10 protein-coding genes are annotated in these 13,655 nt (G+C 60.6%); all 10 read left to right on the top strand.

Annotated elements, in window-relative coordinates; genetic code table 11:
• Positions 1–291 precede the first annotated feature (291 nt).
• On the top strand, positions 292–3,231 hold the full coding sequence (gene glnE, locus ACYZTS_RS05200; RefSeq protein WP_461994507.1) for a bifunctional [glutamate--ammonia ligase]-adenylyl-L-tyrosine phosphorylase/[glutamate--ammonia-ligase] adenylyltransferase: 2,940 nt from the start codon (positions 292–294) through the stop codon (positions 3,229–3,231).
• Between the two features lie 280 nt (positions 3,232–3,511).
• Positions 3,512–4,546 carry a lipopolysaccharide heptosyltransferase II gene (waaF, locus tag ACYZTS_RS05195; RefSeq protein ID WP_461994505.1) on the top strand — a complete coding sequence of 345 codons (1,035 nt, stop codon included), beginning with the start codon at positions 3,512–3,514 and terminating at the stop codon, positions 4,544–4,546.
• Between the two features lies 1 nt (position 4,547).
• Positions 4,548–5,609 (top strand): lipopolysaccharide heptosyltransferase I, encoded by a 1,062-nt coding sequence (waaC, locus tag ACYZTS_RS05190; protein WP_461994503.1) that lies wholly within the window; start codon positions 4,548–4,550, stop codon positions 5,607–5,609.
• Positions 5,609–6,730 carry a glycosyltransferase family 4 protein gene (locus ACYZTS_RS05185; protein ID WP_461994501.1) on the top strand — a complete coding sequence of 374 codons (1,122 nt, stop codon included), beginning with the start codon at positions 5,609–5,611 and terminating at the stop codon, positions 6,728–6,730. Before waaC ends, ACYZTS_RS05185 begins: the two co-directional genes overlap by 1 nt.
• The gene (gene rfaP / locus ACYZTS_RS05180; RefSeq protein ID WP_461994499.1) at positions 6,730–7,536 is read left to right on the top strand and encodes a lipopolysaccharide core heptose(I) kinase RfaP; all 807 of its coding nucleotides are present in this window, start codon (positions 6,730–6,732) and stop codon (positions 7,534–7,536) included. The genes ACYZTS_RS05185 and rfaP overlap by 1 nt, the downstream gene beginning before the upstream one ends.
• Positions 7,536–8,270 (top strand): lipopolysaccharide kinase InaA family protein, encoded by a 735-nt coding sequence (locus tag ACYZTS_RS05175; RefSeq protein WP_028623992.1) that lies wholly within the window; start codon positions 7,536–7,538, stop codon positions 8,268–8,270. Before rfaP ends, ACYZTS_RS05175 begins: the two co-directional genes overlap by 1 nt.
• Positions 8,267–9,019 (top strand): lipopolysaccharide kinase InaA family protein, encoded by a 753-nt coding sequence (locus ACYZTS_RS05170; protein WP_028623991.1) that lies wholly within the window; start codon positions 8,267–8,269, stop codon positions 9,017–9,019. Before ACYZTS_RS05175 ends, ACYZTS_RS05170 begins: the two co-directional genes overlap by 4 nt.
• Positions 9,019–10,470, top strand: a complete 1,452-nt coding sequence (locus ACYZTS_RS05165) for a lipopolysaccharide kinase InaA family protein (RefSeq protein ID WP_461994496.1) — start codon at positions 9,019–9,021, stop codon at positions 10,468–10,470. Before ACYZTS_RS05170 ends, ACYZTS_RS05165 begins: the two co-directional genes overlap by 1 nt.
• Before the next feature lie 313 nt (positions 10,471–10,783).
• Positions 10,784–12,541, top strand: coding sequence for a carbamoyltransferase family protein (locus tag ACYZTS_RS05160; RefSeq protein ID WP_028623988.1), 1,758 nt, complete (start codon positions 10,784–10,786; stop codon positions 12,539–12,541).
• Positions 12,525–13,655 (top strand): glycosyltransferase, encoded by a 1,131-nt coding sequence (locus tag ACYZTS_RS05155; protein WP_461994494.1) that lies wholly within the window; start codon positions 12,525–12,527, stop codon positions 13,653–13,655. Before ACYZTS_RS05160 ends, ACYZTS_RS05155 begins: the two co-directional genes overlap by 17 nt.

Raw genomic sequence — 13,655 nt, 5'->3', positions numbered from 1 at the left:
AGGTAGGTTCCGGCGGCGTGTAGTTTTACTACAAATCTTCGGGCATTTCAGCTATCCGAATGTATATACGAGTAGTAAAACTACAGATGAGCGGCTTGTGGCCTCCAGCTGCGTTGTGAGAATAATCGTTAAGGTTGGTCTTTTGCCAACCGAAAAAGGTGAAAGCTTGATGCTCTCTGCCAACATTAAAGAATTATCAGCTATTTCTAACCTTTGTTCGACAGTCGGTCGCGTAGTGCTTTTTGAAAATTCACTACATCCAGCCTTACACACGCCGATCAAGGATAGACCATGAGCCTGCCCGCGCTTGCCGAACTGCCCGGCATTCTCCTGCCATTTGTCACTCGTGCCGAGCAGTCGTTCCGCACGGCCGTCGGCGAACTGGATGACGATCATGGGCTGTCCGCATGGACGCCTGAGCGCTGGGCGCAGTTCGCTCGCGTGACCGCCGCCAGCGACTTTGTCATTGAACAGAGTGTGCGTGACCCTTTGATGTTGCTGGCGCTGGTGCAGTCCGGCGAACTCGACCGCAGCTTTGCCCCTGGCGAGTTATGCGCACAGATCGCAGCGGCGGTGAATGCCGCTGAAACCGAAGACGAGCTCGGCCGCGCACTGCGCCGCCAGCGCACCCGTCATCAGGTGCGGATCATCTGGCGTGATCTGAACCGTCAGGCCGATCTGATCCAGACGTGCCGTGACCTTTCCGACATGGCGGATGCCAGTATCGATCAGGCCTATCAGTGGCTGTACGCGCGTCATTGTCAGCAATTCGGCGTGCCCACAGGACGGCGTAGCGGTGAACCGCAGCAAATGGTCATCCTCGGCATGGGCAAGCTGGGCGCGGTCGAGCTGAACCTGTCGTCCGACATTGATTTGATCTTCGCCTACCCCGAGGGCGGCGAAACCGTCGGCGTGAAGCGCTCGCTGGATAACCAGGAATTTTTCATCCGTCTCGGCCAACGGCTGATCAAGGCGCTGGACCCGATGACGGTGGACGGTTTCGTCTTTCGCGTCGACATGCGCCTGCGCCCTTACGGCTCATCCGGAGCGCTGGTGCTCAGCTTCAACGCACTTGAGCAGTATTACCAGGATCAGGGTCGCGACTGGGAACGTTACGCGATGATCAAGTCGCGGGTGGTCGCCGGCGATCAGGTCGCCGGTGCGCAGCTGCAAGAAATGCTGCGTCCGTTCGTTTACCGGCGTTACCTGGATTTCTCCGCCATCGAAGCACTGCGCACCATGAAGCAGCTGATCCAGCAGGAAGTGCGGCGCAAGGGCATGGCCGACAATATCAAGCTCGGCTCGGGTGGCATTCGCGAGGTGGAATTCATCGCCCAGGCATTCCAGCTGATCCACGGTGGTCGCGACCTCAGCCTGCAGCAGCGTCCGCTATTAAAAGTACTGAGCACGCTGGAAGGCCAGGGTTATCTGCCGCCAGCGGTGGTGAGCGAGCTGCGCGAAGGCTATGAATTCCTGCGTTACACCGAGCACGCGATCCAGGCGATTGCCGATCGCCAGACCCAGATGCTGCCGGAAGGCGCAGAGGATCAGGCGCGCATCGCATTCATGCTGGGCTTTACCGATTGGCCCGCTTTCCACGAGCGACTAATGCATTGGCGCGGTCGCGTGGCGTGGCACTTCGGCCAGGTGATTGCCGATCCGGACGAAGAGGAGGGTGTCGAGAGCGAAGTGGTGGTCGGCGGTGAATGGCTGCCGCTGTGGGAAGAGGCTCAGGATGAAGAGGCCGCCTGCCGCCAGTTGGGCGAGGGCGGTTTCGTCGATGCGACCAAGGCGCTCAAAGCGCTGGCCGGTCTGCGCGCCAGCCCGCAATTGCGCGCCATGCAACGTTTGGGGCGCGAGCGTCTGGATGCGTTCATCCCTCGCTTGCTGGCTCAGGCCGTGGAACACGCCAACCCCGATCTGGTGCTGGAGCGCGTTCTGCCTCTGGTTGAAGCCGTCGCCCGGCGTTCTGCGTACCTGGTGTTGCTGACCGAGAATCCCGGCGCACTGCGACGCCTGCTGACCTTGTGCGCCGCGAGCCCGTGGATTGCAGAGCAGATCACCCGTTTCCCGCTGCTGCTCGACGAATTGCTCAATGAAGGTCGGTTGTTCAAGCCGCCCTTGGCGCCGGAGCTGGCCGCCGAGTTGCGCGAGCGCCTGACGCGGATTCCCGAAGATGACCTCGAACAGCAAATGGAGGCCTTGCGCCATTTCAAACTGGCGCACCGCTTGCGGGTGGCTGCCTCGGAAATCGCTGGCAGCCTGCCGTTGATGAAAGTCAGCGATTACCTGACCTGGCTCGCCGAAGCGATCCTCGAACAAGTGATGGCGCTGGCATGGCGGCAGACCGTGGCCAAATACGGCACGCCGCTGCGCAACGACGGTACGTTTTGTGATCCGGGTTTTATCGTTGTCGGTTACGGCAAAGTGGGCGGTCTGGAACTGGGGCACGGTTCGGACCTCGATCTGGTGTTCATCCACGACGGCGATCCGCAGGCGGAAACCGACGGGCCGAAACCCATCGACGGCGCGCAATTTTTCAACCGGCTGGGGCAGCGCATCATTCACTTGCTGACAGCGCAGACCAACTCCGGCCAGTTGTACGAAGTCGACATGCGTCTGCGGCCGTCCGGTGCCTCCGGGCTGTTGGTCAGCTCGCTCGGAGCGTTTGCCCGTTATCAGGAAAATGAAGCCTGGACCTGGGAGCATCAAGCGCTTGTTCGCGCGCGGGTGCTGGTCGGAAGTCAGGACGTCGGTCAGGCGTTCGAGAAAGTTCGAGCGGCAATATTGGGCCGGTCGCGAGATTTGCCGACGCTCCGTCAGGAGGTCAGCGAGATGCGCGCGAAGATGCGCGATAACCTCGGCACAAAGAGCACTGCGGCCGGCACCGGGGCAAATGCCTTTGAGGCCACGGCGCGGTTCGATCTCAAGCAGGACGCCGGAGGTATCGTCGATATTGAATTTATGGTGCAATACGCGGCCCTGGCGTGGTCGCATACACACCCGCCATTGCTGCGCTGGACAGATAATATTCGCATTCTGGAAGAGCTGGAGCAGGAAGGGCTGATGCCCGCCGAAGACGCCGGTCTGCTGCGCGAGGCCTACAAAGCCTACCGCTCCGCCGCGCACCGGCAGGCTCTGCAGAAGGATCCCGGGGTGATTGCGGGTGATCAGTTCGCGGATGAGCGCCGGCAGGTCATGCGGATCTGGCGTGAGTTGGGGCTAAGCTGAAACTGGATATTTGAAACACCCATTACCCTGTAGGAGCAAGCTTGCTCGCGATAGCGGATTGTCAGTCGTCATCGATGCCGGAAGTGATGGCCTCATCGCGAGCAAGCTTGCTCCTACAGATTCTGCGATTTTATTGTAGATTTTGGCAGCTCAGCTGCACCGCGCAGGATGCTCACCAGTACTTAATGTGGGAGCCCGCTTCCACAGTAAATCCGCAGTGTTATGTAGAATTCTCGAGGCGGGGAGGCGTATGCCTCCCCGGCTCGTTTTTGGAAGCCACATGAAAATTCTGATCGTTGGGCCCAGTTGGGTCGGTGACATGGTGATGGCGCAGACACTGTTTCAGTGCCTCAAACAGCGCCATCCGCAGTGCGAAATCGACGTGCTGGCCCCCGAGTGGAGCCGGCCGATTCTTGAGCGCATGCCCGAAGTGCGTCAGGCCTTGAGCTTTCCGCTCGGTCACGGCGTGCTGGAGTTGGCGACGCGTCGGCGTATCGGCAAATCCCTGGCCGGTCAGTACGATCAGGCGATCCTGCTGCCCAACTCCCTGAAGTCGGCGCTGGTGCCGTTCTTCGCCGGCATCCCGAAACGCACGGGCTGGCGTGGCGAGTTTCGCTACGGCCTGCTCAATGACGTGCGCACGCTGGATAAGGAACGTTATCCGCTGATGATCGAGCGCTTCATGGCCCTGGCGTATGAGCCCGGCTTCGAGCTGCCGAAACCCTATCCGCGTCCGACCTTGCAGATCGATCCGGTGACCCGCGAAGCGGCATTGGCGAAATTCGGCCTGACCCTCGATCGTCCGGTCCTGGCGCTGTGCCCCGGCGCAGAATTTGGTGAGTCCAAACGCTGGCCCTCCGAGCATTACGCTCAGGTTGCCGAAGCGAAAATTCGCGAAGGCTGGCAGGTCTGGCTGTTCGGTTCGAAAAACGATCACGCCGTCGGCGAAGACATCCGCGCGCGGCTGATCCCGGGTTTGCGCGAAGAATCAGCGAACCTCAGCGGCGGCACGTCCCTCGCCGAGGCCATCGACCTGCTGTCCTGCGCCGACTCGGTGGTGTCCAACGACTCCGGGCTGATGCACGTCGCTGCCGCGTTGAATCGCCCATTGGTGGCGGTGTACGGTTCCACGTCGCCAGGCTTCACCCCGCCGCTGGCCGAGCATGTCGAGATCGTTCGCCTGGGCATCGAATGCAGCCCATGCTTCGATCGCACGTGCCGGTTCGGTCATTACAACTGCTTGCGCCAGCTCCTGCCGCAAACTGTTAACGAAGCCTTGCAACGGTTGCAGGGCACTGTGGTCGAGGTTCAATAGTTTGCGGGTTCTGTTGATCAAGACGTCTTCGCTGGGCGACGTGATTCACGCGCTTCCAGCGCTGACCGACGCGGCCCGGGCGATCCCCGGGATCACATTCGACTGGGTCGTGGAAGAAGGCTTTGCCGAAATCCCGACCTGGCATCCCGCCGTCGGCAAAGTCATTCCGGTGGCGATCCGGCGCTGGCGCAAGAACCTCTGGCAAACCTTCAAGAGCGGCGAATGGAAACGCTTCAAGCAAAGCGTTCGCGCCAACAAATATGACCTGGTGATCGACGCCCAGGGTTTGCTCAAGAGCGCCTGGCTGACGCGCTACGTCAAAGCCCCGGTGGCCGGCCTCGATAAAGACTCGGCGCGCGAGCCGATGGCTGCACGTTTCTATAACCGGCGCCTGGCGGTTGGCCGTGGTCAGCACGCGGTGGAGCGAGTGCGTCAGCTGTTTGCCATCGCCCTCGGTTACGACTTGCCAAGAGGCCTGGGCGACTACGGCCTCAACGTCGAGCGCCTGGTGGAATTGCCGCGCAAAAATCCGTACGTGTTATTCCTGCACGGCACCACGTGGGACACCAAACACTGGCCCGAAGCCTACTGGCGGGAACTCGCCGAGCGGGTCGGCTATCTGGGCGTCGGCGTCAAGCTGGCGTGGGGCAATCCGGCCGAGAAGGCTCGGGCTGAGCGCATTGCCAAGGACATGCGCCACGTCGAAGTGCTGCCAAAACTGAACCTGGCGGGCGTCGGCAAAGTGCTCGCCGGCGCGCAGGCTTGCGTCGCGGTAGACACCGGTCTGGGTCATCTCGCCGCTGCGCTCGACGTGCCGACCCTGTCACTGTTCGGCCCGACCAATCCGGGCCTGACCGGTGCCTATGGCAAGGCGCAGATTCACATGGCCAGCGACTGGCCATGTGCGCCGTGCCTGCAAAAGAAATGCACCTATCAACCGACGGCCGGAGATGCCCGTCAGTTCGACCTGAAACGCGAGTGGCCACTGTGCTTCACGCGTCTGAATCCCGAGCGTGTCGCCACCCGACTGAGCACGTTGTTACTGGCTGAGGAGCTGCGCTGATGCAACTGGCATTCGTCTTGTACAAGTACTTTCCATTTGGTGGCCTGCAGCGTGATTTCATGCGCATCGCTCTGGAATGTCAGCAGCGCGGCCACCAGATTCGCGTTTATACCTTGATCTGGGAAGGTGATGTACCGCCGGGTTTCGAAGTGCTGGTGGCACCAGTGAAAGCCTTCTTCAATCACCGCCGCAACGAGAAGCTCAGCGAGTGGATGGCGGCTGACCTGGCCAAGCGTCCGGTGGACCGTCTGATCGGTTTCAACAAGATGCCTGGCCTCGATGTTTACTATGCCGCCGATGGTTGCTTCGAAGACAAGGCGCAGAACCTGCGCAACTCGCTGTACCGGCGCTGGGGCCGCTATCGGCATTTCGCCGAGTACGAGCGTGCGGTGTTCGCCAGAAACGCGAAGACCGAGATATTGATGATTTCCGAAGTGCAGCAGCCGCTGTTCATCAAGCATTACGACACGCCGCTGGAGCGCTTTCATCTGCTGCCGCCGGGCATCTCTCAGGATCGCCGCGCGCCGCCCAATGCCGCTGAGATTCGCGCGGATTTCCGCCGCGAATTCAGCCTTGAAGACGATGACCTGTTGCTGGTGCAGATCGGCTCAGGGTTCAAGACCAAAGGCGTCGATCGCAGCCTCAAGGCACTGGCCGCATTGCCCGCTGATCTGAAGAAACGCACCCGGCTGTTTGTAATCGGCCAGGATGACCCCAAGTTATTCCAGATGCAGAGCGCCACGTTGGGCCTGGGTGACAACGTCACGTTCCTCAAGGGCCGTAGCGACATCCCGCGTTTTCTGCTCGGTGCCGATCTGCTGATCCACCCGGCGTACAACGAAAATACCGGGACCGTGCTGCTTGAAGCCTTGGTGGCCGGGCTGCCGGTGCTGGTCAGCGCGGTCTGTGGTTACGCTCATTACATCGCCGAGGCCGATGCCGGCCTGGTGCTGGATGATCCATTCGATCAGCTGCAATTGACGCACTACCTGACCGGCATGTTGAACGATGCAACGGCCCGCGCGGCCTGGAGCCGCAATGGTCTGGCCTTTGCCGACACGGCCGACCTCTACAGCATGCCGCAACACGCGGCTGATGTGATTCTGGCGGAGCACGCTTAATGAAGTTGATGCTGACTGAACCGTTCAAAAGCCTTTGGGCCGGACGCGACCCGTTCGCCGAAGTCGAACGTCTCGAGGGCGAGGTTTACCGAGAACTGGAAGCGCGCCGCACTTTGCGTACTGAAGTGAATGGCCATGGTTTTTTCGTAAAGATTCACCATGGCATCGGCTGGCGCGAGATCTTCAAGAACCTGCTGACGGCCAAGTTGCCGGTGCTCGGCGCGGGTCAGGAATGGGCCGCCATTCAGCGCCTGCAGGAAGTCGGCGTACCGACCATGACCGCCGTCGCCTACGGCGAGAAGGGGGCCAACCCGGCGGACCATGATTCGTTCATCATCACCGAAGAATTGGCGCCCACCATCAGTCTTGAAGATTTTTGCATGAATTGGCCCGCGCAGCCTCCCGAGCCGACACTCAAGCGGGCGCTGATTGCCGAAGTCGCACGCATGACCGGCATGATGCACCGTGCCGGGGTCAACCACCGCGATTGCTACATTTGTCACTTCCTGTTGCACACCGACAAACCGGTGGCCGCCAATGACTTGAAGCTCTCGGTCATCGACCTGCATCGCGCCCAGACCCGTCCGACGATTACCCCGCGCTGGCGGAACAAGGACCTGGCGGCGCTGTACTTTTCCGCGATGGATATCGGCTTGACCCGGCGCGACAAGATGCGTTTCCTCAAGGGCTATTTTCAGCGCCCCCTGCGCCAGATTCTGGGCGACGAAAGTGGTTTGCTGGTGTGGCTGGAAAGCAAGGCCGACAAGCTCTACGCCCGTAAGCAGCGCTACGGGAATGCGCTCTGATGTCGGGTTGGAAACTGGAGCCCGCCTACAGCGATCTGGCTGACGATTTCGGTAGCCTGGACGCGGTGTTTGCCCTGCAAGGCGAGCGTTTGACGCGTGATCCGTTGTCCGAAGTCATCCGCGTGCAGCGCAATGGCGTGAACTATTACGTCAAGCGCTACGTGGGCGCCGGTAAAGGCCTGCGTCGGTATCTGGGCAAACCCCGGGTGAAGGCCGAGTGGCAGAATCTCAAACGTTTCGCCAAGTGGGACATCCCCACTGCCGAAGTGGTGGCCTGGGGCCTGGAACGGCGCGGCGCGACCTACGATCGGGGGGCGATGATCACCCGGGAATTGCCGCATACCGAAGATCTGTCGGCCCTGGCCGAACGACACGATCCTAAACTGGCAGACCGCGCCTGGGTCGACACTGTCAGCCGCCAGTTGGCCCGCTATACCCGGATCATGCACGACCACCGCTTCACCCATAACGATCTGAAGTGGCGCAACTTGCTGATCGACGATCATGCGCGGCTGTTCCTGATCGACTGCCCCAACGGTGATTTCTGGCGCGGTTTCTGGCTCAGGTATCGCATCACCAAAGACCTCGCCTGCCTCGACAAGGTTGCCAAATATCAGTTGTCGGCCACTCAGCGCCTGCGTTTTTACCTGCAATACCGGCAACAGCCCCGGCTCGATGCCGCGGATAAAAAGCGCATTCGTCATGTGCTGAGATTTTTCGAGGGTCGCGAATGACAGATTTTCTCGCCGCTGAAGACCGTGCGCTGCTTGAGCGCCATGGCCTCGGTACCTTTGACGCGCTGTGGGCCAGGGAGCTCGACGTAGTGGACGAGCCCAACAGCGTGCGTGGTGGCTGGAGCAGCGTGTCCCGGCTGGACCTGGAGGGGCAGGGGTTCTACCTCAAGCGCCAAAGCAATTACCAGATGCATACGTTGCATGCGCCGTTGGGTGAGCCGAGTTTCGCCCGTGAGTTTCGCAACATCAGTCGCTACGAAAAGCTGGGTATTCCGGCGCTGAAGGCGTCATACTTCGGGGAGCGCAAGGTCGATGGTGAAGTCCGGGCGATCTTGCTGACGCGCGCGCTCGACGGCTGGGATGATCTGGATTCGCTGTTGCAGCACTGGTCGGATCTGAGCGCGGCGCAGCAGTCGGCGATCCTGCAGGCCTGTGGCCGGCTGGCCCGGCGTCTGCACGGTGCGCGTCAGGTTCACGGCTGCTTTTATCCCAAACACATTTTTCTTCAGGTTGCTGACGCCGGTTACGTCGCTCAGCTGATTGACCTGGAAAAAACCCGGCCCCTGTTGTTCGGTCAGCGTGATCGGGTCAAGGATCTGGAGCCGTTGACGCGGCGGGCGCCAGAGTGGAATGAAGGGCACTTGCGCGAGTTGCTCGCGGCCTACCTCGAGCAGCCACAAGACGCTTCGCTGATCGACGGCTGGCTGACGCGCCTGACCGCGCGGCGCAGTTACAAGGGTGCTATCTGATGCGATTGTCCGAACTGAAAAACGCCGGCCGTCAACCTGAGCTGCCCCTGAACATTGCCCTGGCCGATGCGGCCGGGCCTGCCGATTTGCAACTGCTGAGTCTGTTGCGGGTGTTGCCGGGCCAGCGCTATGTTGGCGCCGGCATCTGGCGCGGTCGCCCGGTACTGGCCAAGTTGCTGGTGGGCAGCAAGGCTGCTCGGCATTTTCAACGCGAGCTGGGCGGCGTGCGCTTGCTCGCGGCGCAGGGGCTGACCACGCCGCAGCTGTTGGCCGACGGTTTGAAGGATGGCGAGGGCGGCTGGCTGCTGTTCGATTTTCTGGAAAATGCCGAAAGCCTCGGGGATGCCTGGCAACAGGTCGAGCACTTGCCAATGCTGGCGGATGAGCAATCGGCGGTGTTGGCCGATGCGCTGGGCGCGGTCGGGCAAATGCATCGCAAGGGCCTTTGGCAGGAGGACCTGCACCTGGACAATCTGCTGCGCCAAGGCGGTCGACTGTACCTGATTGACGGTGCCGGTATCCGGGGCGAAACGCCGGGTCAGCCGTTGTCGCGCCAGAAAGTGCTGGAAAATCTCGGGGTGTTTTTCGCCCAGCTACCCAAGTCGCTGGCGCCCTTCACCGAAGAATTGCTGGTGTATTACCTGTTGAGCAATGGCGAACATGCGTTGCCCATGGAGGCGTTGCAAAAGCAGATCGACAAGGTCCGCGCCTGGCGCCTCAAGGATTATCTGGACAAGGCCGGTCGCGACTGTACGTTATTCAGCGTTCAGCGCGGGCCGTTCGGTCTGCGCGCGACACGCCGCGATGAAGAGGCGGCGATGCTGCGGGTGCTGGAACAGGCCGATGCGTTGCTCGAACAAGGCCACTTGTACAAAACCGGTGGCACGGCCAGTGTTGGCAAGGTCGAGGTCGGCACTCGCACGTTGCTGATCAAGCGCTACAACATCAAAGGGTTCGCTCATTGGCTCAAGCGTTTCTGGCGTCCAAGCCGAGCGTGGCATTCCTGGCGCGAAGGTCATCGGTTGGCGTTCCTGGGTGTTGCGACGCCCAAACCCTTGGCGGTGCTCGAGAAACGCTTCCTTGGATTGCGCAGTCGGGCTTATCTGGTGACCGAGCACTTGTCTGGTCCAGACGTCATCGCGCGTTTTGCGCCCTACGTTGAACGTGGCGATGCGCCCGAAGCCGAGCTGGCGGCCCTGGATCATTTGTTTGCCGAGCTGATTCGCGAGCGGATCAGCCACGGCGACTTCAAGGGCCACAACCTGTTCTGGCAAGACGATCGCTGGGTGCTCATCGATCTCGACTCGATGCGCCAGCACGGCTCAGTGGAAAGTTTCGCCCCGGCCTATGCGCGAGACCGGGCGCGGTTCATGCGTAACTGGCCACAAGGCAGTGCTTTATATCAGCTGATTGATCAGCGTTTGCCGCGCGATGTTTCCAGCGCTGTCTGAACAGACCTGGTGAGTGGACAAGATTTTGTGAAAAGTCCTACATGATTTTCGGAGCCCATGAACTGTGCCCTGAATAAGCCCGATGCTAGTTTGCCCTGACGTTTTCGGAGCGCATTTGCCGGAGACGTGGTCCTTGGAATACGGCTTCTCGCGCTTTCCCGGCATCTTCCTGATGCAGGTAATTACCGCTGGGTCATTCCTGCCGTGTTTACGCTATAATCCCGCCCTTTAGCTGCCCGTCGCCCCATCGCGAAGGCACATTAATTTTTGAGGCGCATTGCGCCTGCATGCAGACTTAAGAGGCTAGACCCCTGTGGCATTGACGATTCTTGGCCTGTCCGGCGCCCTTAGCCATGATCCTTCAGCAGCGTTGTACATCGACGGCAAGCTGGTCGCTGCAGCTGAAGAAGAGCGCTTTGTGCGCGATAAACATGCAAAGAACCGCATGCCATACGAATCGGCGAAGTTCTGCCTCGAGCAGGCCGGCATCAAACCGTCGGACGTAGACGTGGTGGCGATTCCGTTCGCGCCGATCAGCCTGTTCGGCAAGGCGCGCTGGCACTATGCCAAGCGTTACTGGTACGCCCCGGATCGTGCGCTCGACGCGATCCTCATGGGCAACCGCCGCTACAAGCGCTATCGCAACAAGATCGTCTGGTGCCTCGAGCAACTGGGCTTCGATCCGAAGAAGATCAAGATCGAACCGGTCGAGCATCACCTGGCCCACGCCTCCAGCGCTTACCACTGCTCCGGTTTCAAAGAGAAAACCGCGATCCTCGGAATCGACGGCAAGGGTGAGTACGCCACAACGTTCTTCGGTTACGGCGAGAACGGCAAGATTCACAAGATCAAGGAATTCTTCGACCCGGACTCCCTCGGCGGCCTGTACGGCGCGATCACCGAGTTCCTCGGTTTCGAGATGCTCGATGGTGAATTCAAGGTCATGGGCATGGCGCCGTATGGCGATGCCGGCAAATATGACTTCTCGCGTCTGGCCTCGTTTGAAAACGGCGAGCTGGTGATCAACACCGACTACGCCAACGTGATCGGCCTGCGTCGCTATAAAGAGAAGGGCAAGGGTTTTTACTTCTCGCCAAAACTGATCGAGTGGCTGGGGCCCAAGCGCGAAGGCGACATTGCCGACGAGCCGTACATCCACTACGCCGCGAGCATGCAAGCGCTGTTCGAGAAACTGGCGTTGCAAATGATCGACCATTACCTGGGCGATGTGCTCAAGGAAACCGGCAAACTCGCCTTCGCCGGTGGCTGCGCGCTGAACGTCAAACTGAACCAGAAAATCATCGCCCGCGATGACGTCAAAGAGTTGTTCGTTCAGCCTGCCTCCGGCGATGCCGGCACTGCGGTCGGTGCGGCGGCGTACGTGTCTCACGCCCGTGGCGTGCCGGTCGAGAAGATGGAACACGTCTACCTCGGTCCGTCGTACAGCAACGAAGACGTGCTCGCCGCCTGCGCTCGTCACCCGAGCAAACCTGTGTGGCGCAAGCTTGAGAACATGCCGGAAAACATCGCCAAAATCATGGTCGATGGCAACCCGGTCGCCTGGTTCCAGGGGCGCATGGAGTTTGGCCCGCGTGCGTTGGGCGGTCGTTCGATCATCGGTTGCCCGAGCGCGACCGGCGTTGCCGACCGGATCAACCACCAGATCAAGTTCCGCGAGCGCTGGAGGCCTTTCTGCCCGTCGATGCTCGATACGGTTGCTCCACAAATGATCAAGATCGATCATCCGGCGCCGTTCATGACCTTCACCTTTGAAGTATCTGAAGAGTGGAAGACCCGCGTGCCGGAAGTGGTTCACGAGGACGGCACTTCCCGGGCCCAGGTGCTCAAGCGCGAATACAATCCGCGCTACTACGACATGATGAAGGCGCTCGAAGTACTGACCGGCAACGGCGTGTCGCTGAACACCTCCCTGAACCGTCGCGGCGAGCCGATGATCTGCTCGCCGACCGATGCCCTGAACATGTTCTTCGGATCCGATCTGCAGTATCTGATTATGGAAGACATTCTGGTGGTCAAAGAGGGCGCAGACGCATATGACACGCTCGGCTGAACGCCATGTGCTGCAGTTCTGTCACGGCTATGACGGGCCGTTTCTGGACTGCGCGCGGCAGTACGCCAGCCTGTTCGCGGGGACCGGCTATCGCGTGACCACGGTGTTTCTGACCGGGGTCGCCGATGCCGAGGTCGCTGCGGGGTGCGCCTCTGACGAAGTGTTGTTCATGGAATACAGCTCCAAGGCCATTCGTGGCCTTAAGCTGGGCGCCATCATCGACTTGCGCAAGATCGCCGCTTCCCGCAATTTCAGTTTTTGCATTGCCCATCGTTTCAAGCCGATCTACATCGCTTTGCTTGGGACATCTTTGCCGGTGATCGGCGTGCATCATGCGCTGGGCGATTACACGCGCGACACACGCAAACTCTTCGCCGGTATCTTCCGCAAGCGCCTGAGTCTGCTCGGGGTTGCCGATGCGGTGCGCGATGACATCCGCCACAGCTTGCCGAAATGGCCGGCCGGAGAAATCCAGACGCTCTACAACCGCATCGATGTGCTTGCGTTGCAAGAGAGTCAGGTGTCAGTTCGCGAGGCCCGGGAAGCCCTTGGTTTGTCGATGGATGCCTGGGTTGTCGGCAACGTTGGCAGGCTGCACCCGGACAAGGACCAGGCCACACTACTGCGTGGGTTTGCCGCGGCGTTACCGGGGTTGCCGACGGACAGCCAGTTGGCGATTCTCGGCATTGGCCGGCTGGAGCAGGATCTGAAGACGCTGGCCCGCGAACTGGGGGTCGCCGACCGTGTGCTGTTCCTTGGCCAGGTTCCCGAGGCCCGGCGCTATTTTCGCGCCTTCGATGTGTTCGCGTTGAGCTCCGATCACGAACCCTTCGGCATGGTGTTGCTGGAGGCGATGGCTGCTGGTTTGCCCTTGCTCGTGACCGCGTGCGGCGGTGCGAAGGAAGTGGTCGAAGGCGTCGGCATTCTGTTCCCGCTGGGCGATGCCGAGCGCATGGCTCAGGGCCTGCAACGTCTGGCCGCGATGGATGATCAGGAGCGTCAGCAGTGTGCGCAGCTGATGCTCGACCGCTTGCACGAGCGCTTTTCCGATCGCGCGGTGCGTGACGTTTTCTGGCAGCTGCCCTTCGTCATTGAACGTGAGGCAAGGGCTTGA

The organism is Pseudomonas sp. TMB3-21 (assembly GCF_054898145.1).
This window is presented reverse-complemented; position numbering and strand designations above follow the sequence as displayed.

Bases quoted from the DNA above. Each gene is read 5' to 3' on its own strand.
- waaF (WP_461994505.1), top strand. From the start codon at position 3,512: ATGAAAATTCTGATCGTTGGGCCCAGTTGGGTCGGTGACATGGTGATG.
- ACYZTS_RS05165 (WP_461994496.1), top strand. From the start codon at position 9,019: ATGCGATTGTCCGAACTGAAAAACGCCGGCCGTCAACCTGAGCTGCCC.
- ACYZTS_RS05170 (WP_028623991.1), top strand. From the start codon at position 8,267: ATGACAGATTTTCTCGCCGCTGAAGACCGTGCGCTGCTTGAGCGCCAT.
- ACYZTS_RS05155 (WP_461994494.1), top strand. From the start codon at position 12,525: ATGACACGCTCGGCTGAACGCCATGTGCTGCAGTTCTGTCACGGCTAT.
- rfaP (WP_461994499.1), top strand. From the start codon at position 6,730: ATGAAGTTGATGCTGACTGAACCGTTCAAAAGCCTTTGGGCCGGACGC.
- ACYZTS_RS05185 (WP_461994501.1), top strand. From the start codon at position 5,609: ATGCAACTGGCATTCGTCTTGTACAAGTACTTTCCATTTGGTGGCCTG.
- ACYZTS_RS05175 (WP_028623992.1), top strand. From the start codon at position 7,536: ATGTCGGGTTGGAAACTGGAGCCCGCCTACAGCGATCTGGCTGACGAT.
- glnE (WP_461994507.1), top strand. From the start codon at position 292: ATGAGCCTGCCCGCGCTTGCCGAACTGCCCGGCATTCTCCTGCCATTT.